Origin of the sequence: Oribacterium sp. WCC10, from assembly GCF_900113415.1 — a bacterium.
Taxonomy (GTDB): domain Bacteria; phylum Bacillota; class Clostridia; order Lachnospirales; family Lachnospiraceae; genus Oribacterium.
This window is the reverse complement of record NZ_FOPH01000010.1, coordinates 90,168-110,841: the sequence shown is the minus strand read 5'-3', so window position 1 is coordinate 110,841 and position 20,674 is coordinate 90,168. Positions and strand designations below refer to the sequence as shown.

At 44.8% G+C, this 20,674-nt stretch carries 16 protein-coding genes; 2 read left to right on the top strand and 14 right to left on the bottom strand.

The window, feature by feature from the left end; all coding sequences use genetic code 11:
* Positions 1 to 250: 250 nt before the first annotated feature.
* Positions 251 to 1,063, top strand: a complete 813-nt coding sequence (locus tag BM294_RS09020; RefSeq protein WP_091207161.1) for a Cof-type HAD-IIB family hydrolase — start codon at positions 251 to 253, stop codon at positions 1,061 to 1,063.
* Between the two features lie 180 nt (positions 1,064 to 1,243).
* Here the strand turns inward: BM294_RS09020 and BM294_RS09015 are convergent, their stop codons facing one another.
* The 8 genes from BM294_RS09015 to BM294_RS08980 all read right to left on the bottom strand — a co-directional run bounded on the left by BM294_RS09015 (position 1,244) and on the right by BM294_RS08980 (position 10,775).
* Positions 1,244 to 2,782 carry an SseB family protein gene (locus BM294_RS09015; protein ID WP_175494611.1) on the bottom strand — a complete coding sequence of 513 codons (1,539 nt, stop codon included), beginning with the start codon at positions 2,780 to 2,782 and terminating at the stop codon, positions 1,244 to 1,246.
* Positions 2,761 to 3,036, bottom strand: coding sequence for a hypothetical protein (locus BM294_RS09010; RefSeq protein WP_091207155.1), 276 nt, complete (start codon positions 3,034 to 3,036; stop codon positions 2,761 to 2,763). Before BM294_RS09010 ends, BM294_RS09015 begins: the two co-directional genes overlap by 22 nt.
* 174 nt (positions 3,037 to 3,210) lie before the next feature.
* Positions 3,211 to 4,056, bottom strand: a complete 846-nt coding sequence (locus BM294_RS09005) for an HAD-IIB family hydrolase (protein ID WP_175494610.1) — start codon at positions 4,054 to 4,056, stop codon at positions 3,211 to 3,213.
* Positions 4,057 to 4,285: 229 nt separating this feature from the next.
* Entirely contained in the window at positions 4,286 to 5,956 is a 1,671-nt protein-coding gene (locus BM294_RS09000; protein WP_091207149.1) for a GGDEF domain-containing protein, read from the bottom strand.
* 542 nt (positions 5,957 to 6,498) lie between these two features.
* The gene (locus tag BM294_RS08995; protein WP_091207147.1) at positions 6,499 to 7,788 is read right to left on the bottom strand and encodes a TRAP transporter large permease; all 1,290 of its coding nucleotides are present in this window, start codon (positions 7,786 to 7,788) and stop codon (positions 6,499 to 6,501) included.
* A 67-nt stretch (positions 7,789 to 7,855) separates the two neighbouring features.
* Positions 7,856 to 8,332: a TRAP transporter small permease gene (locus BM294_RS08990; protein WP_091207144.1), complete on the bottom strand. Its 477-nt coding sequence runs from the start codon at positions 8,330 to 8,332 to the stop codon at positions 7,856 to 7,858.
* 314 nt (positions 8,333 to 8,646) lie between these two features.
* On the bottom strand, positions 8,647 to 9,771 hold the full coding sequence (locus tag BM294_RS08985; protein WP_091207142.1) for a C4-dicarboxylate TRAP transporter substrate-binding protein: 1,125 nt from the start codon (positions 9,769 to 9,771) through the stop codon (positions 8,647 to 8,649).
* Positions 9,772 to 10,040: 269 nt separating this feature from the next.
* On the bottom strand, positions 10,041 to 10,775 hold the full coding sequence (locus BM294_RS08980; protein WP_091207139.1) for a glycerophosphodiester phosphodiesterase: 735 nt from the start codon (positions 10,773 to 10,775) through the stop codon (positions 10,041 to 10,043).
* A gap of 765 nt (positions 10,776 to 11,540) precedes the next feature.
* Between BM294_RS08980 and BM294_RS08975 the strand changes: the two genes are divergently transcribed.
* Positions 11,541 to 12,200, top strand: coding sequence for a hypothetical protein (locus BM294_RS08975; RefSeq protein WP_091207136.1), 660 nt, complete (start codon positions 11,541 to 11,543; stop codon positions 12,198 to 12,200).
* A 121-nt stretch (positions 12,201 to 12,321) separates the two neighbouring features.
* Here the strand turns inward: BM294_RS08975 and BM294_RS08970 are convergent, their stop codons facing one another.
* From BM294_RS08970 to BM294_RS08945, 6 genes are all read right to left on the bottom strand, one after another.
* Positions 12,322 to 12,690: a DUF1667 domain-containing protein gene (locus BM294_RS08970; RefSeq protein WP_091207133.1), complete on the bottom strand. Its 369-nt coding sequence runs from the start codon at positions 12,688 to 12,690 to the stop codon at positions 12,322 to 12,324.
* Between the two features lie 161 nt (positions 12,691 to 12,851).
* A complete protein-coding gene (locus BM294_RS08965; RefSeq protein WP_091207130.1) occupies positions 12,852 to 14,141 on the bottom strand; it encodes an NAD(P)/FAD-dependent oxidoreductase in 1,290 nt (429 codons plus the stop codon).
* Complete coding sequence (locus tag BM294_RS08960) at positions 14,138 to 15,583, bottom strand: NAD(P)/FAD-dependent oxidoreductase (RefSeq protein ID WP_091207128.1); 1,446 nt, start codon at positions 15,581 to 15,583, stop codon at positions 14,138 to 14,140. Before BM294_RS08960 ends, BM294_RS08965 begins: the two co-directional genes overlap by 4 nt.
* 176 nt (positions 15,584 to 15,759) lie before the next feature.
* Entirely contained in the window at positions 15,760 to 17,259 is a 1,500-nt protein-coding gene (gene glpK, locus BM294_RS08955; protein WP_091207125.1) for a glycerol kinase GlpK, read from the bottom strand.
* Between the two features lie 53 nt (positions 17,260 to 17,312).
* Entirely contained in the window at positions 17,313 to 17,888 is a 576-nt protein-coding gene (locus tag BM294_RS08950; protein WP_091207123.1) for a glycerol-3-phosphate responsive antiterminator, read from the bottom strand.
* A gap of 722 nt (positions 17,889 to 18,610) precedes the next feature.
* The gene (locus BM294_RS08945; protein ID WP_091207120.1) at positions 18,611 to 20,617 is read right to left on the bottom strand and encodes a methyl-accepting chemotaxis protein; all 2,007 of its coding nucleotides are present in this window, start codon (positions 20,615 to 20,617) and stop codon (positions 18,611 to 18,613) included.
* Between the last annotated feature and the right edge of the window lie 57 nt (positions 20,618 to 20,674).

The window sequence follows — 20,674 nt, the reverse complement described above, 5'->3', positions numbered from 1 at the left end:
GCCAAACACTGACATAATCAGTGTTTCCTTAGATATTTTATGCAACGGTGCCACATGAGTTTATGCATGAACTGTGCTATGATGTCATGGATGAAAATTATTTTTACCGTAAATATGTTATATGTGTGTCGGAGCCGGAATTAAAGTACTCAAAGAAAGCGACATGCACAGTGACAGGATTGAATGGTAGTGATTAAAATCTGTATGAGATAAAAAGAATGATTTAGAAAAACGTTTTTAAGGAGACTTTATGAAATATAAGATGATAGCCCTGGACCTTGACGGTACACTTACAAATTCCAAAAAAGAGGTTTCAGAGAGAAATAAGGAAGCATTGAAAAAGGCGGCTGAAAAAGGTGTTAAGATAGCGCTTGCCTCAGGAAGACCTTTGGTGGGCATACTGCCGGTGGCAGAGATGGTTGATCTCAAAGAAATCGGAGGTTACATACTTGCCTACAACGGTTCTCATATCGTTGACGGGCGGACAGGTGAGACGATCATGCAGACAACATTACCTGAAGAATACTATGAAGATATCGTGAAATACGGCTCCATGTATGATGATGTGACTATAGTGACATATAACAGCAAGGGAGCTGTGGCACTGGATGATACAAATCCCTATGCCATACTCGAGGCCAAGATCAATAAGGTGCCGCTTCAGAAGGTAACTGATCTCTGCTCTTCTCTTGACGGTCCGGTGTGCAAGTTCCTTTGTGTGGGCGAACACAGTCATCTTCGTGAAATTGAAAAGCAGTTGAAGGAAAAGTATGGATCAAAGATCAATGTTTTCTTTTCGGAAACCTATTTCCTTGAAATCTGTCCTCTCGGGATTGAAAAAGCAGCCTCTCTCAGCAAACTGCTCGATAAGTTGGGACTTGACCGCGAAGAGCTCATAGCTTGCGGTGACGGATTTAATGATATCACAATGATCGATTTTGCGGGTCTTGGTGTAGCCATGGAAAATGCTCAGGATGCTCTGAGATCTCGTGCTGATTACATTACCGACACCAATGACAATGATGGCGTTGCGGAAGTGATAGATAAATTTATACTGATGTGATTGTAAATAAGTTGTTGCCAACTGTTAATCACTAATACAGCATCTTACAATCACCCTGACTGATTAATTTACGGTGTTTCAAGGTTACTTAGACAAGAACAAAATAACCTGCAGTAAGGAAGTACATCCCTTGCTGCAGGTTATTTTTGTAATACATTTTTATATACCGGTAAATACCGTTTATTTGTTATTTCTTCTTTCGTTAAGGCTGATTACATTGGAATCAGATGCTTCTGCAGGTGTTTTCTCCGGAGCCTGTGGCTGAGGTGCAGCAGGAGTCTGTGCCTTAGGAACCTGAGGTGCCTGAGGTGCCTGACCCTGAGGAGCGGCCGGTGCCTGTCGACGCTCGATAACCATGCCCTGACCCTGAGGGTTGATAACGATGCCGCTGTAGTTAGGCATGAATCTGTTAACTGCCTTGAAATCAGCGCGGATAGGTCTGAAGTTTGTCTCGCCGAAATTCTTTGAGAACTCAAAGATATCAGTGAAAACAGGAAGCATATTCTTGCCGTTAATATTTATAACAGGAAGCTGAACGCGGTGGTTGTTCTTCTGAGCGTCCGCTGTTGCTGTGTCAGCATCCTCTGTTTTTTCATTGGCTGCATTGGTATTTGCAGGTACGTCAGATGGATTGGCAGGTGCATCATTGGTTGTTTCATTGCTTTCTGCCTGCTTGCCCTCTTCTTCTGTACGGAGAGGTACTATGAATGTTGACTTGGGAACAAGCTGCATAATGCGGTTGAACTTGCCCTGAAGAATCTCCTGACGCTTGCCATAGTTTACAGGCCACTTGATCTCACCGACATAATCAATAAGTGCAAAGCTGAGTGCAGGGTTGTATGGAGGAATCTTCTCAGGATCCTCATTGATATAGAACGGAGCTGAAATCTCGCTTCTTCTGAGGAAACCCTTGTACCATCCGTTATCAACTATAACATTCTCAAGACCAAGGAAGAACATGAAGTCAAAGATCTTGAGCTGAATCTTTCCATCAGGTCTTTCTGCATTGACCGACATGCCCGGAACCTCGATGACACGGGTTCTGCGGAGCTGCTCATCATAGAGTCTGGCTGCAATGTTTGCATGCTCCTCGTCGAGATACATCTGTGCATATCCGCCGTCGAGAAGAGGATATCCTGTTCTCGCATCATAGATAACGTAAAGCTTCTCAGCCGCACGAACGAGATTGAGGAACTGATTACGTATCTTCTGGTGATTCTGCTCGTAGTTATCAAGGGCCTTCTGGCGATTGGCTGTTACAAGTGCCACCTCAAGGAAAAGAACTTCCTGAAGGCTTAAATCCTTAAGCATATCAGGCTTGATCTCCGGCTCGAATATGATCCTTCCAACTTCAGCCTTGCGCTCAGCTGAAAGAGGATCTTCGATCTGTGATGCAAACTTTAATGCTTCTGCCTCAGCTTCCTTCGCTTCAGCCTCAGATCCGCTTGTTTCAGCGGGCTTCACTGTCTCCGGTGCAGCAGCCTCTGTCTCAGACTCATCCTTGCCGGCGCTTCCGTTAACAACAGTAAGATGAGGCTTCTCCTCAGGCTTACGAACGAAAAGGTTGATAGGCATGATACCGGGCCACTGGAGATCCTTGTGCTCTTCTTCCTGTCGTTTTACCTGAAGATCATGCTGCTCCTGCTTCTGTTCCTCTATCTTCTGCTGCTCAGCTTCAGCTTTTTTCTTGTTTCCACCTAAAAAGTCAAATAATGCCATTTCATATGCTCCTGTAGATTTATTTTGCGGATGTCGTTGCATATCTCGTAAGGTGCAAGCATCTCATCCAGCATTTGTACTGTGTGAATAAGATTTACATATTTCCGAAGGTTGCCTTTGGTTATCCACCAGTCACGCTGCGCTTTTCTGCCTTCCGTTCGTCCTAAACGGATATACTCAAGATGCAGTTTTCCGGCTTCACGGCGCAGAGTTTCCAACTCCCGCTTCTTTCTGTCATAAAAATCTCTGGTCATCCTAACCTCACATAAGTCCCTATTATAGCAAAAAAGCCCAAAGCTTGCATTAACTTAATGAAAGCTTCAGGAAATATATGCTTCTGAGTGGTAACCGTATAGCGAAGCACGCGTTTTTAGCCGGAGCGTAGAATCAATACTCCAGCTGTATAACTTGATATAATCAGTGTTTCCTCAGATTAATCCAAGCTCCTTCATGGCGTATGCGATACCGTCGTCTTCCACGTTTTTGGTGATGAAAGGATCAAAGCGTTCCAGCTCCTTGGCGTGCTTTCCCATGGCGATATTGTTTTTGCAGGTGCTGAACATCTCGATATCGTTGGTGCTGTCGCCAAAACCGTAGGCGTCATCGGGTGTGAGTCCCAGGTACTGAAGCATACGGTCTACAGCATTACCCTTGCCGTGTCCTTTCGGGAACATCTCATAAAATCCTGAACCGCGGTCAATGATATGATACATTCCGGAAAAATGCTCCCGAAATCCCTCCATATCAGATGGATGATGGCTCGCAAACTCCGGGCCTTTTCCGTTGCCCTCTCCGTCATCAGTGTGAACGCAGAACTTGGAAATCTCAAAATCACTGTCGAAAGGCGCGGTGTCAAGACCTCCTTCGGAAACGATAAATCCTGACATATAGTCAAGATAGGCTTTGAACTGAGGATGATCCGCGAGAAGCTTTTCCGAAGGATTACAGTGCCATCCGTTCCGGCCTTCGAGGTAGACAAGCATTCCGTATCTGTCAGAAATCTCTTTTATGAGATCTGTCTGTTCCTTAGATATCCTGTAATAGTAAACCGGAGAACCATTATATATAAGCTCTGTCCCGCAGCCGCAAAGGAATCCGTCAACTTCGACTAGTGACATGATCTTTTTCAGCATTCCGGAGGTGCGTCCGGAATTGATAAAGACCTTATTGCCGAGTTCTCTGGTGCGTTTGATGGCGGAAAGTGCACTTTCCGGAATGATATGTGTTTTTTCGTCAAGGAGTGTGCCGTCTACGTCAAAAAATAATGCTTTCATTGGTGTCCTCATGTATATTGTTCAGCAGCAGAACTGCATATGTATATGTGCATGGCATGGAAAATGAGTGGTAAATGCATTGGAAACTCACATCAGTTATATGCCCTATATCTCTGGTGATGCCGCTTACGGCATGAATGTTAACAGTGTAGAACCGGGTGCAGCATAAAAACTGTACCCGGTTCATTTATAAATTTAAGTTTATCTTATGTCAATGTAAACTTTCCGGCTAAGATTTCACCTCTGCTATCTTTATGCAGCCATGTCGATTCTTCTTTGCTTCATACAGAGCTTTGTCTGCGCCCTGGAAGAAATCCCATTCTCTGTCGGAACCTGAGGGTGTCTTGATATACAGCCCCTGAGAAATGGTTATGGGAATCTCAAGTGAAAGAGCAGACCCGGCTATATGCTTTTCCAACAGGGTTTTTATCGTTTCAGTGTAACTCTTCATCTCCTTCGGATGCATGCCATAGTAAAGTATGAAGAATTCATCGCCGCCGAATCGTGAGATAATGATCTCTGAATCTTCAAGGAGCTGCGGTTTTTTGCCGGAGGATTCTTTGGTGCCGGCAGTTGCATTTTTGGCAGCAAACCGATCGGCCTTTCTTTGCGCATGAGTGATGATCAGTTCTTTCAAAGCCTTACCAAGAGTTTTCAAAACCATGTCTCCGGTCTGATGTCCATAGGTATCGTTGATATCTTTGAAGCGGTCAAAATCAAGCATTTCAACCCCAAGAGGTTTAAGGTTATAGGAAGATTCAAAATATTTGGTGAGCTTCTCTTCCATGACACGACGGTTGGGAATCTCTGTCAGGGTATCCATTCTGACTTCCAGCTCAAGGTACTTCTTTTCCTTACTGATTTTTGCAATCTGATTCATCGAGTCAAAATATGAAAGAAGCATTTTTCCGCTGGCTGCCTCTGCGAAACTCTGCAGTTTCCAGTAGCGTTTGAGTTCGGGCAGAAGCTTTTCCGTATCGCCATTCTCTTCGTAGTAGTTGATCCTTTTTCTGCAGATGTCCGTAAGATGCCAGTAATACCGGGTGTCCTTCAGGGTTCCTTCAAACATATCCGCAACCTTAAGCATGTTGTCATAATGCTTTATTTCGGAAAGCCGGTTCAGGAAATCGTTGATGATCATAAGGTACTCTCCTGCGTGATCAGCAACAGAGATGCAATTCTCAACGGCAATTCGCTCGGCAGTATATGCATCAGGTGCATTGGTCCAGTACTTCAGAAAAAACTTTGGAACATACTCGTATGGCGAATGCTTAAAGTTTGGCTTAAGACCAAGTGCTTTTTCGAAGGGAGCCAGATAGTTCTGAGCCTTTTCATATTCCTTCAGGCATGTCAGCGTCATGATAAGCGTTGCATAGTGTATAGGCATGGAATCAGTCTGGTTTACAAACTCCGGATACTTCTGAACTATCTCATCAGCCATGAGCGAATACTTTAAGGACTCTGAATAAAGATTCTTAAAGTACAGACATTGGGCAAAGTGCATGTAGCTTTTATAGATGGAAAGAGGAAGATTAAGACGCTCAGCTATCTCAAGCTCCTCAGAGTAAGCCGAAAGAGCATTCGCGGTATTGCCCTGATTCATGTAGGAAACACCGAGCATGGAGATGGCGTGACAAGCGAGATCATAGTCCTTGCAGTGGATGAGAAAATTCTTCGCGGTATTGAAACATCTGATGGTGTTGTCTGTATCAGACAGGATAAAGTAGGCATATCCAAGAGAGTAATATAACTGTCCCAGAACATCGTATTCATTATTCTGGTTTGCTTCTCTCACGATTTCAGAAATCAACTGTATGCATTTATTGGGATCTGAGCGGGAAATCTTTTTGATTTTAAGATATTTTTTTCTGAATGATTCTGAGTATTTTCCCGGGGTCATGGTTCACCTTCTAAAAAACATAAGGATTCAATGGCTTAAGTTGCAACATATCAAGAAGTCTATCTTTCGTTATTCTTTAATATTTCGACGAAAATGTATAAAAATAATAGTGTTTCGGGTAAAAATGAAAAAATTTTTCTGACTCATTTGTCGGGCGACTCATATGATGTTCAGCAGCACAACTGCCTTCGATTTTTAATCGAAGGAGCCACGCGGCTTTGAGCGCTTTAAAGGAATATGTAAGGATTCCTGCTCTATGCACACGAATGTGTGTTGGTGCTAATCAGTGAGTGGCAAATGCTTTTGGCACTCACATCATAAACAGAGATAACTTGTAACTGTAAGGCTCGAGGTATAAGGATTTTAGGACGGGCTTTAGGAAGGCCTTGAAAGAATGTTTCAGTTGATGTATGCACGGAATACGTGAATAACGTTAACAGGATTGAAGTAGAGCGAAAAATAACATTATAAAATATCCCGGAGGATGATCTGGCATATCACCCTCCGGGATTATAAAGGAAAAGATTTGTAAAAGCTTTGGTTTAACCGAAAAGCATATTCGGTATGAATAATGTGAGCCCGGGGAAGTAGGTGACTATCAAAAGCGCAACAAGCAGCGCTACGATAAATGCGATATCTTCCTTTACGAACTCAGGAATGGTACATTTTGTGATACTGCAAACGGTAAACATCATGGAACCGAAAGGCGGTGTCAGACCACCGATCATGATGTTGACGATGATGATAAGACCGAAATGTACAAGATCAACGCCCATGGTTGAAACTACGGGTATGAGCAGCGGTGCAAGGATAATCATGGCTGCTCCGCCCTCCATGAACATACCAACAACGAGAAGTATGCAGTTAATGATGAACAGCATAATGTATTTGTTGGAGGTGATGCCGAGAAGTGCTTTGGAAATGATTCCCGGGATGCCTTCCCATGTCATGTACTGGCCGAAAACATTGGCAGCAACGATGATAAGTACTACTCCGGCTGTACCCTCTACAGTCTCTTTGAGGATAGGAGCTATATGCTCCGGCTTAAGTTCTTTGTAGATAAATACTCCAACGATAATGCAGTAAAGAACTGCTACTGCTCCACACTCTGAAGGTGTGAAGATACCGATACGCATACCTCCGATGATTCCGAATGGGAAGAAAATAGCCCAGATGGAATCAAGTGCCTGATGACCTATCTCCTTCGCAGATGCCGGCTTCTCTCTTGTCGGTTTATAGCCTCTCTTTTTTGATATGATGTGTACCGTTATCATAAGGCATATCGCCATGAAGATGCCGGGAATGTATCCGGCCATGAACATCTTTCCTACTGAAACATTGGCGATAAGTGCGTAGATAATGAGGTTGATTCCGGGTGGAATGACAGGAGTAACAGCGGATGATGCGGCAGTGATGGCAGCGGCAAAGCCTCTGTCATAGCCACGGCGTTCCATCTCGGGAACAAGCATCTTCGCTTCCATGGCGGCATCTGCGTTGGCAGAACCTGAAACACCGCCCATGAGCATGCTGAGGAGTACGTTTACCTGAGCTAGAGCTCCCGGCATGTGTCCCGTGAGAACATCTGCAAAGGACATAAGTTTCTTACTGATACCTGCGTAGTTCATGATGGAGCCTGCCATAACGAAGAATGGAATGGCAAGAAGCGAAAATGACTGTGCGCTGGTGATGAACTTCTGAAGGATAAGATGTGGCGGTGAGCCGGTATTTTCAACTCCGAAGTAGTAAAGTGTTGCGCCAAAAAGTGCATAGGCGATGGGAATGCCGGTGAAGTATAGTATAAGCACTATAAAAAGCGGGATAAGTCCGGTCATTTCGTGGGTCTCCTTTCGGGTTACGTTAATAAAATGATGTAATGGTCAAAGGTATATACCGCCAACATCAGTCCGGGCGTTTTTTTGAAAAATCTCTGATCATATTTATAAGATGAAGTATGGTGTAAAGTGTGGTGAGTCCAAAGCCCACGATAAGTGAAGAACTTACCCAGGCTGAGGAAACACCCAGAACAGAGGTTGCAATCTTGTGTGTCTTGTCAACGTAAATGCATGCAAGATAAAGAATGTAGGCATTGACGATGAAAAGCACGATCTGTACCAGTATCTTCACGATCTTCTGGAGAATCTCCGGCAGCATGTTGACCAGAAGGTCGATGCCTAACTGTGTGTTATTCCGATATGCTCCGGCGCCTCCGATGAATATCGCCCATACAAAGCTGGTTGTGGCGACTTCTTCGCTCCAATAGATACCTTTGTTCAGAAAATATCGGAAAAATACATTGATGAGGACCAGTACGGTTGTAATGACTATCAGGAGAGCTGCAATGGCTTCCTCGGGATTCTTAAGTATGAACTTTTTCATGTGAGCTCCGATCCTGTTGTGTTTTGTGGATTTAATGCGATGAGGATCCGTCGGGATCCGTATATCATCGATAGAAGAACCACAGACGAGCAGGAGCTGTTAAACTCCTGCTCCGGGTTCATAAGTTTAGGTCTAAACATTAGCCCTGACTATTTCAGCAGCACAACTGCCTTCGATTTTTAATCGAAGGAGCCACGCGGCTTTGAGCGCTTCAAAGGAATCTGTAAGGATTCCTGCTCTATGCACACGAATGTGTGCGTTAGCGCTAATCCGTGAGTGGCAAATACTTCTGACACTCACGTCATTTCATGACATCACTTCATGTTCTTGATGTAATCCTGGAACTTGTCATAGAGACCCGGTGTAACACCCTTGTTCTCTTCCATGTCCTTGTAAAGAGGTGCGATCTTCTCCTGGAATGCAGCAGAATCAACTTCATTAAACTTGATTCCCTGATCCTTCTCGAGAGCTTCCATCTGAGACTTCTCGTTCTCTGTGATCTCCTTTACCATCTCAACTGCGCCCTTATCGAACTCCTCCTGGAGGATGGTGCGATACTCTTCAGGAATATTGTTGTATACGTCAACATTGATGTATGCGCCGCAAACACCGAGAAGGTGCTTTGTAAGAGCCATGTTCTTGGCAACTTCTGCAGAACCGTTTGAGCCGTAGGCATCGATGGTTCCTTCAAGGCCGTCAACTACGCCCTGCTGAACTGCGGAGATAGTATCTGCAAATCCCATAGGTGTTGCTGTAGCACCCATAGCATTGATTGTATTTACATAAAGCTCTGACTTCGGTGTACGGATCTTCATGCCAACCAGATCCTCAGGCTTTTCGATAACCTTGTTTGTCATCATGGAACGGAATCCGAAGATGTAGCCGAGGTTAAGGATCTTGATGCCCTGCTCCTCAAGCTTTGTCTCCATATCAAGCACCTCAGGTGTTGTGAGAAGGTACTGATACTGATCGTAGCTTGTAACAAGCATAGGTCCGGCAAGAACATTGAAATCCTTTACGTAGTCTGCCAGATAACTTGGATCTTCAACGGAAATGAAGTTTGCTCCCTGAGCAACCTGTGCAACACCGTCCTGGTATACAGGAAGCTGTGACTGAGGGAAGCACTGGATATCGATGGCGCCGTTTGTTCTCTCTCTTACATTGTCAGCAATCTTCTGCATGTTCTTTGTGAGAGCTTCGTTAGGTGCGAATACATGACTCAACTTTAATTCGAGATGATAGTCATCTGGTGCAGCCTCTGCGGCCTTGGTCTCCTCTGTTTTGGCGGCTTCTGTCTTTGCCTCTGCCTGAGTCTCGGTCTTGGCAGCTTCTGTTGATGCTCCGCCTGAACCTGAACTTGAACCGCCACAGCCGGCGATAGTAGCTGCTGTCATGGCTGCTGCCATGATAACTGCAAGTGCCTTGTTAAGTTTTCTCATAAAACCCTCCTTGAAAAATGTGGAACTTCAGCCTGCTTGATTTTCGCTTTGCGACAGGCTGATTCTACCAGGTGGCAGATTCCTGTTGGAACGGCCACATATTCTATACTCCAGGCCCCTTTAGGAGCCAAAGATTCGGAATTAATGTATAAATCCGGTAATATGCGGATCTATAGCCGTAAAAGCTGAAAAAACGAGAAAAATGTCTATAGGATTGCTTCAACAATGAAATCACCTAAACACGTTCTGATGCTGATGGTCACGTTTCGTCAGCACATCTCCTCACGGATCTTTGTGATTCTGTCAGGGAAGTTACCGATGATGGTATCAACGCCAACACGGATCATCTCTCTGATATCTTCTTCTCTGTTGACTGTCCAGGTATTGATCTCGATGCCCTCTTTCTTCACGCCCTCAACGATTTCCTTTGTGTTGTTGTAGAAAATCGGATGATAACATTCGAGACCGGCTGCCTTGACATACTTTCCGGCATCAAGGAGCCAGGATTCTGTCAGCAGTCCGCACTTCACTTCCGGACACAACTTCTTGGCACGGATGACACTGTAGTGATTGAAGGATGAGATGATGATTCTGTCCACCATGTCAAATTCACGAATCAGGTCGACAACCTTTTTCTCTATACCTTCATATACGAAGATGCCTGTTTTGAGCTCAATGTTGGTGATGAGTTTTGTTGGCTCCAAAAGTTCCAGATATTCACGGAGAGTCATGATCTGCTGGGGTTCCACCTCTCCTGCAAATCTGAAGGAAAGATCTGCGTGTCTTAGCTCGTCTAATGTATAGTCTTTTACGTAACCTTTCATGTTTACACAGGTTCTGTCCAAAAGTTCATCGTGGATGATAACAAGTTCGCCATCCTTTGTCAGATGAACATCCATCTCGATACCGTCACACCCCGGTGTTTCTATGGCTTTCTGAAAAGCCAGCTTTGTATTCTCCGGATACATTCCGGAAAAACCTCTATGCCCGAAATTTCTGACCATTGCTTACTCCGTTCCGCCGTATTTTCACGACCATTAAATGCGGTGTGCTGTGAAAGTGATTAAATCGAAAATTGTAATACAATCCATAATAATCGCAAAAAAATAACGCCGAACATAAAAATCACATGCATAGGCAGGTGACTATCAGCTGAACGTCTCATTTCTCCAACAACCGCAAAATATTTTGATGATGAGCTGCACGTTGCACATGAATGTGTGCGTTGGCGCTAATTGATGAGTGGCAAATACTTTTGACACTCACATCTTTTCATAGAACAATGATAACTCAAAAAGAGATATTTAACAACAAATAATTGTGCTAATTGCACAATAAAATCGAAGAATGTTAAAAATTAGACATGTAAAGTACACAACAGACAGTAGGCAGAATTTGTCTAAACTTGAGAATAATAGACAATGAGGTTTGGCGTATTTTGATGATATAAGCGTCAAAAGTATTTATCTCTTACATCATGGGATAAATAGATGTGCGGGGGGATGGTAAAAGGATGGGTAAAAATACGATAGAATAAACATATCTTTTGCCTTTGACAAAATCATGAAACTTATTTTTTATCATGTTTCGCCGATAGGATATTTGGGATGGATTACGATGAACACTTTGCAAAGGAAGGCGTACAGACATTTCTTCGGGAGGCTTTTCTGTGTGACACATATTGAAACATTTTTTCAGTGTTTCAAAAGATTCTCTTTGAAAGTCCGTGCTGTAAGCAGGTGTTTTATACCAAGGAAAGGAGACTTTTTATGACCGGGAATTTTATGAAAAAAACAGCTATCACACTTTCACTTAGTGTGGTGATGTGTATGATGTCACTGACTGCCTATGCCAAATTCAATATCTTTGGGCAAAATACCGGCGGCGGACAAATGACTGTTGGTGAAGTAAAGAATGATGTATATGAAAATGAATATTGCGGATATAGTGTGGGACTCCCAAAGGGATTTAAATATCTGGATGCCAAGGGCGTGGCTGAAATCGATGGAAGTTCCGAGGAATTCATTAAAGATAAAGATGCAGTGCTTAAGAGTATAGATAAAGGTAATACCGTTATTGTAGCCTATGCTGAGGATTCGGGCGGATACAATAATGTAAATATAGGACTGGCCAAGTATGGTACGAGTCTTGGAATCAGCGAAAAAGAATTATATGATGAAACGATAAGTGATATTAAGGCAGAGTTTGAGGAAATGGGGTTCACCATTACGGACATTGATGTTGTTAAAGCAACTATTGCCGGAGAAGAACATTACATCATAGACACAAAAGCAAAACTGAGTGGTTATAATATGTATCAGAAGCAGGCAATGCTTATGGGTGAAGACTATGCTATGTGTGTAACAGCAACAAGCTTCGACGATGACATAACTGATGATATGCTTGCAAAGATAGAAAAGATAAAGTAGATTCTGCGAGGCGGAATTCATTGATTGAATGATAGCTTATGAAGCGGGAATCAGGCTTATGATGCCAAAAGCGTAATACGTAAAATGAATCGGGCGGCAAAACATTTGCCGCCCGGTCAGTTTATGAAATCTTTCTGATATCCCTTGTTGCGATAACAGCGATGCCTGTGCCGGCCGCGTTCTCGATAAGTACATCTCCTATTTTGACAGGTGCCTTGCAGACTGCATGATTTATATCATGCATAACAGCAAAGATCTTGTCCTTTGGAATGTCGCTTGCGGTCTTGCAGGAAACTCTATCTTTATCGCCATCCTTTACAGCAATGGTTGAGGTAACGATCCTTGTGGGATTGGTAACCTCTTTTCTTGCGTATATATCTCCTCTCTTACAGGTGTTGCCTGAAACTGAGAGGACTTCTCCCTTATCCATCTCGACTGTGAGCTGGCAGCCCATAGGACAGCCGATACAGGTCAAATGTCTCTGCTCCATGATCTATTCTCCTTTTCAGTGGAAACTTTCTAACTTCTCTATACTATCCGGATGATCAGATTACCGTTAATGAAACACTGATTATATCAGCGTTTCCTTAAGCTTTTGTGCCATGAGTTGAATGTTAACATGACACAAAGATATCGGATTAAAAAGCTGATTTAACAGGTTATTCTCACGGTTACGCTTTTCTCGATCTTTATGGTTATGCTGTCAAGCTCAGGCCTTGCTAAAAGGTCTTCCTTTTTGACTATGATCTGTTCCATCTCGCCCGGAGCAAGTATCTGGCGCTTTCTGTGCTGAACCCTCTCTTCTCCGTAGTAAACACTTACGTAGGAATCTTTATAAACATCTCCTACGCGGAAACGAACTGTAAGGTTGTCATCCATACGACCGGGATCGATAGTTGAAGGAACTGTGTATCTTGCGCCGTCTGTGGCATTAAGTCGGATTATCTTTCCGGATGAGCTGTCATTCAGAAGTCCCTTTACGAACTTAACGGCATTATCTCCTGCACGGCCGGCTTCTTCTGAAACATAGTCAACGAGATCGTGAACGTGGAGAACATTACCACAGGCAAATATTCCCGGAATACTGGTCTCCAGACTCTCATTTACAACAGGACCTGAAGTGATTCGGCTCATTTCGATGCCGGCAGACTGTGAAAGCTCGTTCTCAGGGATAAGTCCGCAGGAAAGAAGCAGTGTGTCGCAGGTGTAGCGCTCTTCTGTTCCAGGAATAGGCTTACGGTCAGGACCAACCTCAGCGATGGTTACGGCACTGATATGCTCTCTTCCCTCGATATCGATGACAGTGTGTGAAAGCTTCAGCGGAATTCCGAAATCATCAAGACACTGAACGATGTTTCTCTTTAGACCGCCAGAGTAAGGCATGAGTTCGGCAACCACCTTGACCTTTGCTCCTTCCAGAGTCATACGACGTGCCATGATGAGGCCAATGTCTCCGGAACCAAGTATCACAACCTCGCGGCCGGGCATGTAACCCTCGATGTTAACAAGTCTCTGGGCTGTACCTGCGGAGAAGATTCCTGCCGGTCTGTAACCAGGGATATTGAGGGCGCCTCTCGGACGCTCCCGGCAGCCCATGGCGAGGATGACTGCCTTTGCCTGTATCCGGAACATACCGTCTTCGCGGTTCATGGCGGTGATGACTTTCTCAGGAGAAATGTCCATAACCATGGTGTTGAGCTTATACTCAATGTTAAGATCCAGCGCCTGCTGAATGAAACGGCCTGCGTACTCGGGGCCTGTAAGCTCTTCTTTGAATGTGTGGAGTCCGAAACCATTGTGAATGCACTGGTTGAGGATTCCGCCAAGCTCTCCGTCTCTCTCAAGGATGAGAATGCTGTCGCAGCCCGCCTTCTTTGCGGCTACTGCTGCGGCGAGACCTGCGGGGCCTCCACCGACTATAACGATATCTACTGAATTCATTCTGCTACCTCCTTGGAGTGTTCTAATACGATGTTTGATTTTCCGCCGCTCTTTGTGATCTCTGTAAGTGGAAGTCCAAGTTCTCTTGAAAGGATATCCATGACACGCGGACTGCAGAAACCTGACTGGCAGCGTCCCATTCCGGCTCTGGTTCTCCTCTTTACTCCGTCAAGTGAACGTGCGCCCAAAGGTCTTCTGATAGCATCAAGGATTTCGCCTTCCGTGACGGATTCGCAACGGCAGATGATCTGGCCGTAAGCGGGATTCTGTTTGATGAGTTCATTTCTTTCTTCAAGAGATAGTTTCTTTGGATCCAAAACGTCTTTTCTTGTTGAGATCCAGTTTTCCTTTGCTGTAAGACCCATCTTCTCACGGAGAAGTTCAGCGATATATTCTCCGATGGCAGGTGAACTTGTAAGTCCCGGAGACTCGATACCTGCGCAGTCGATAAATCCCGGTGCATCGGATACTTCACCAAGTATAAACTCGTGATGATCCTCATGGGCACGAAGGCCGGAGAAGGAAGTGATAACAGATCTAAGCGGCAGGTTCCTGACATTCTCGGAAGCCTTTGCTGTGATCTCATTCATACCGAGCTGGGTTGTATTGGTTGCGTCCTTGTCCTCCTGATCGATGGCTGTAGGACCAACAAGAAGATTGCCGTGTACTGTAGGTGCTACCAGAACTCCCTTTCCGTACTTTGTAGGCTGAGGAAAAATGGTATGACTTACGTGGTTTCCAACGGTTCTGTCCAAAAGATAATACTCTCCGCGACGTTCGATGATATTGATCTTCTGCTCACTTACCATGTTGTGAAGCACGTCTGCGTAAACTCCGGCAGCATTAACAACATAACGGGTCTTGTATTCTCCGTTGCAGGTGCGGATATGCCAGAGACCGTCTGCTTCCTTTGTGATCTTCTCAACGCGGGTGTTGAAACGGAAGTCAACGCCGTTTACATTGGCATTCTCTGCCATGGCGATGTTCAGCTTGAAAGGACAGATAATGCCGGCGGTTTCCGCGAAAAGCGCACCCTGAACATCGTCAGAAATGTTTGGCTCCATAGCAAGTGCCTCTTCTCTTGTGAGAAGCTTCATGCCGGGAACGCCATTTTTGATGCCTCTGTCGTAAAGCTCTTTAAGTCCCGGGAGTTCTTCCTTGTGTACGCATACAACCAGAGAACCGTTTCTCTTGAACGGAATATCAAGGTCCCTGCAAAGCTCATCCATCATTTCGTTTCCGCGGACATTCATCTTTGCCATGTTGGAGCCGGGTTCCGCATCATAACCTGCATGAATGATGGCACTGTTTGCCTTTGAAGTTCCGCAGCATACGTCCTCTTCTTTTTCAAGAACGCATACTTCAGTCTGATAGCGGGAAAGCTCTCTCGCAACGGCTGCACCGGTAACTCCGGCGCCGATTATTATCACATCGTAAGTCATATTCTGTACTCCTTGTTGGTTGGAAACGTCGGTCCGTTTGGATTTCGCTGTGCGAGGGGCTGACGCTGTATTGTCATATCTTGCGGCGAATCAGTCAGTGTAGATATATCATCCACTCACCGATTCTCTTTGATGCACACATTTATCGCTTAATCCCATTCATAGCTGAATGATGATCAACACATTTCTTTGTCCCATCCGAAGGTGGCTTTGACTGCCTGATTCCAGCCGCGGATTTCTTTCTCTCTGTCCACGTCTCTCATCTCGGAATGGAACTCTTTGTCTATCTGCCAGTTCTTTCTGACATCTTCTTTGCTCTCCCAGAAACCTGTAGCAAGGCCCGCAAGATATGCGGCACCCATGGCTGTGGTCTCAACGCATTTCGGACGATGCACCGGAGCATCAATGATATCCGACTGGAACTGCATCAGGAAATTGTTCTTGCAGGCTCCGCCGTCAACCTTAAGTGATGTAAGGTGGATGTTGGAATCCTTTTCCATGGCTCTGAGTACATCATTGGTCTGGAATGCAAGGGACTCAAGAGTTGCACGGATAATATGGTATTTATTGACACCTCTTGTAAGTCCTGTGATGACGCCTCTTGCAAACGGATCCCAGTACGGTGCCCCAAGTCCTGTGAAGGCGGGGACCACATAGCAGCCGTTTGTGTTTTTGACTCTTGTTGCAAAGTACTCTGAGTCGGCTGAACTGTCGATGACTCTAAGTTCGTCACGGAGCCACTGGATAGCTGCACCGGCAACATAAACTGACCCCTCAAGGGCGTAATTGACCTTTCCGTCGATGCCCCAGGCAATAGTGGTGAGAAGTCCGTTCTTTGAGAATACAGGCTTTTCTCCTGTGTTCATCAGCATGAAGCAGCCTGTTCCGTAAGTATTCTTGGCCTCGCCGGAATCAAAGCAGGTCTGTCCAAACAGTGCGCACTGCTGATCTCCGCCCGCACCTGCGATCTTGATAGGGCCGCCGAAAAACTCGGAATCGGATTCTCCGTAGATGTAGCTTGATGGCTTGACCTCCGGAAGCATGCACTTTGGAATATTCAGCTTCTTTAAGATATCTTCATCCCACTCAAGTGTATTGATGTTGAAGAGCATGGTTCTTGAAGCATTGGAATAATCGGTTACATGAACCTTTCCTTTGGTGAGTTTCCAGATGAGCCATGTATCTACTGTTCCGAAAAGAAGCTCGCCTTTTTCTGCTCTTTCCTGTGCATTAGGCATGTGGCGAAGTATCCACTGAAGCTTTGTGGCTGAGAAGTAAGGGTCAATGATGAGACCGGTCTTTTTCTGGAATGTTTCCTCCAGTCCTTCTTTCTTCAAAGCCTCTGCTTCATCAGCTGTTCTTCTGCACTGCCAGACTATGGCATGGCAGATGGGCTGACCTGTGAGTTTATCCCATACAATTGTGGTCTCACGCTGGTTTGTGATACCGATCGAAACGATATCTTCAAATGTAGCGCCGATCTTCTGCATAGCCTGACGGGCTACGGACAGCTGTGACTGCCATATCTCTGTGGCGTCATGCTCTACCCAGCCGGGCTGAGGGAAGAATTGAGTGAATTCTTTCTGGACTACAGAGCAGATGTTTCCTGCTCTGTCAAAAAGGATGCAGCGGTTGCTGGTTGTGCCTGCATCCAGGGCCATTACGTATTTAGACATATATGTAAATCCTCCGTATCACGTATCATTTTTATGACCAGCACGAATGTGTGTCACATTTCCCATATTTTCTGGTTGGTTGTTGAAATAGAAATAACTCCATTGTTCAAAGCATTTAGCACTTCTTCCTTGCTGCTTATGAGTCCGCTTGCCATGATGCGTACTCTTGATATCCTTCGGATCTTTTCGAAAAATTCCGGAAGAAGGATGCCGGGAAGCACTTCAATGATGTCAGGCTGAACATCTGAATGGCTCTGCTTTTCCACGTTTTGAAGAGCAATGGTATCCAACATAAAAAATCTCAGTATTGTATTCAGGCCAAGTTCCTTGGCGTGGCGTATGAGATTCGGCTTTGTGGTTATGATGCCGTCCGCATCGGTGTGGGCTTTGATGTAATCAAGGGAGATTTCCTTCGAAGAAAGACCGTTTATCAGATCTACGTGAACAACAACTGTCTTTCCCGCATCCTTGATGCGTTTCACAATGTCTGTGATACTGCACACATCGCCATACAGGACAAATATGACGCTTATATCGGTCTCGAGGCAACGCTCAAGTCCTGCGTCATCTTTGATGGCAGCGATAACCGGATTGCTTTCGATTTGTTCGATAAATTCCTGTCTTAGCATATTCAAATATCCTTAATCTAAAATCTGTTTCGCTGCCTTTACATGCTTTCCGATTTTAAGCATAAAAAAAGAGAGTACACGCAATAAGCAGCTTGATAAACTGCTCACTGCCATACTCTCTACTCTCTACGGCGCAATATTTATATGGTCATTTTAGCACTTGAAGATGGATAATACAACAAAAACAGTTTAAAAATGAATAAATAAATCACATTTATAATAGCTTATATGTGCAAAATCTCCAAGCGGACATTTTAAGACAACAATAAAAATCCATCAAGTTTAAGAATAGGGAGGACAAACTTGACGGATTCTTATCACGGATTGATGCCATTGGATTGGTCACATCAATCTTTGTTATCTTTGTGACTTCAGTATATCAGGTGATATATCACAATAGTGTCACAAACAAGGGCGTTTTTTGCATTTTGTTTAAGAAAATGACAAAATATTTACCTTGTGTTAATTATGTCGACAGATATGCTTGATGCATAAGCAGATACAGGGGCGAATTATGTCAGTAAGTCAGATTCTTTAGAGCCTCCGGCGTCGGGGCATGGATTTTCAAAAGAAGTTGATGATTTGCATCGATAACCCGTCCAGGGAAACGCTTTAATCAGCGTGTCCCTTAAGATTTATAAAACAGAAGCGAGGCAGTCACTAAGACTGCCCCGCTAAAGGTATATGAAAGCATATATGTTAGTTCTGTAGGCATTAAGCTGTTAAAGCTTGAACTTGTTGACTTCGGAATTGAGGATTCCTGCCTGTCTTGTAAGCTCCTGACTCGCTGCGGCACTCTCCTCTGCCGTTGCGGCATTGGTCTGTACAACGCTGGAGATCTGATCGATACCCTGCTTAACGTCATTGAGTGACTGCTGCTGGTGCTCGGTAGCCTGAGTGATCTCTGCAATAAGATCAACGGCCTTTTCTGTAGATTCCTGAGTGCTCTTCAGGTAGCTTGCGGTCTGTTCTGTGAGCTTATCACCATTCTGAACCGCAGCTATAGTCTCAGTGATGAGATTGGAGGTATCCAATGCAGCGGTTGAAGACTTACCTGCGAGGTTACGTACTTCATCTGCAACAACGGCAAATCCCTTACCTGCGGCGCCTGCACGTGCAGCCTCGACAGCGGCATTGAGTGCGAGGATGTTGGTCTGGAATGCGATATCATCGATGGTCTTGATGATGGATGATATACGCTGTGACTTATCGGTGATATCCTCCATTGCTTTTCGGAGGTCGATCATCTGGTCATTACTTGTATTGATCTGCTCTTCTGCACTGTGGATCTGCTGCTCAACAACCTTGGCATTTTCAGCCATTCGTATGGTTGCATCATTGATCTGGTTGATCTCTGCGGAAAGCTCTTCAATAGAACTTGCCTGCTCGGTAGCACCCTGTGCGAGGCCCTGAGCACCGGCAGAAATCTGATTTGCACCGCCTGCAACAAGCTTGGAGGAGTCCATGATGGAACCGATAACGCCATGGAGCTGGCTGATAAGGTTGTCCATGTTATCCTTCAGCTTTCTGAACTGACCTACATAATTTCTTTCGAGCTTGACATTGAGCTCACCCTGAGAGATATCGGAAAGTGCTTCTGAAATCTCATCGATATAACCCTGATAGTTCTGGAGTTGCTCGGTTGTCTTACTGAATGCAACTGCCAGCTGTCCGATCTCATTCTTTGACTCAGTAGGAAGAGATACATCGAAATCTCCGACGGAAATCTTCTCTGCGGCAACAGTAACCTTACGAAGAGGTACAGTGATGACTGTGCTGATAACCACAAGAAGTGCAACTACGATTATGACTATGATGATAACCATGATGATGTAGCAGATCTTCTGGAATGCTCTGAGGCTTGAAAGAACGCTGGCCTCGGATACTGTTGAGTAAAGAATCCAGTTGGTATTAGGAACCTCGGATGCAGCCACATAGTAGGTGTCTTTTCCGTATTTGATGGCTGTATGATGTCCCGGAGTCACAGTGGATACTGCCTCCTGAAGGAGATCATTGCCTGACTCTGCAACTGCCATGCCGTTCACTGAAGTATCGGGGTTACCAAGGATCATTCCGTCGGCAACGACAGCTGTCATACCGGTTCCCATAGGAGTAAGCGCGGCGGTTTCGGATGCTATCTCATCCAGGAATATATCAACACCGCAGGCACCATAGGAACCGTCTTTAAGTGTGATCTTTCTTATAAAGGAAACACAAAGCTTATTTGCAAGCGCATCTACGTATGGCGCAGTTCCTGTAAAGGTTTCATAGTTATTATTCAGTGCGTCATTATACCAGTCTCTTGATCTCGGGTCGTAACCTTCCGGAACCTCTGTATAGTCTGCGTAGTACATTTCACCGTCAGAGAATCCGGTATATATTCCCTTGTTATCCAGATCGCCCATCTTATTGGAAGCATTCATGAAGTCCTGATATGCTTTCCGGTCAGGGAAATCCGCTAATTCTGCCGATTTTGCAAATGATTCTGCTCTGGCAACAACATTGATGATTCTGGCGCCAAAGCGCTCTGCATTATAATCCGACTCAGACTGAAGAATACTGATGGAAAGCTCCTTGATCTGAGATTCGGCCTGTCCGCTCAGGAACAGGATGATGAATACAATGCTGAGTACAGTGATAGGTACGAGTATAAGAAGCAGGGTTGAACTTATGCTCTGCTTAGGGCCGTTTCGAGTGTTCGAGTCATTTTTGGGTTTAAAAATATTCATCTTATTTCTCCAATCTTTGCGTAGTTCTTATAGAAGATTTACACGATCCTTTTTGCA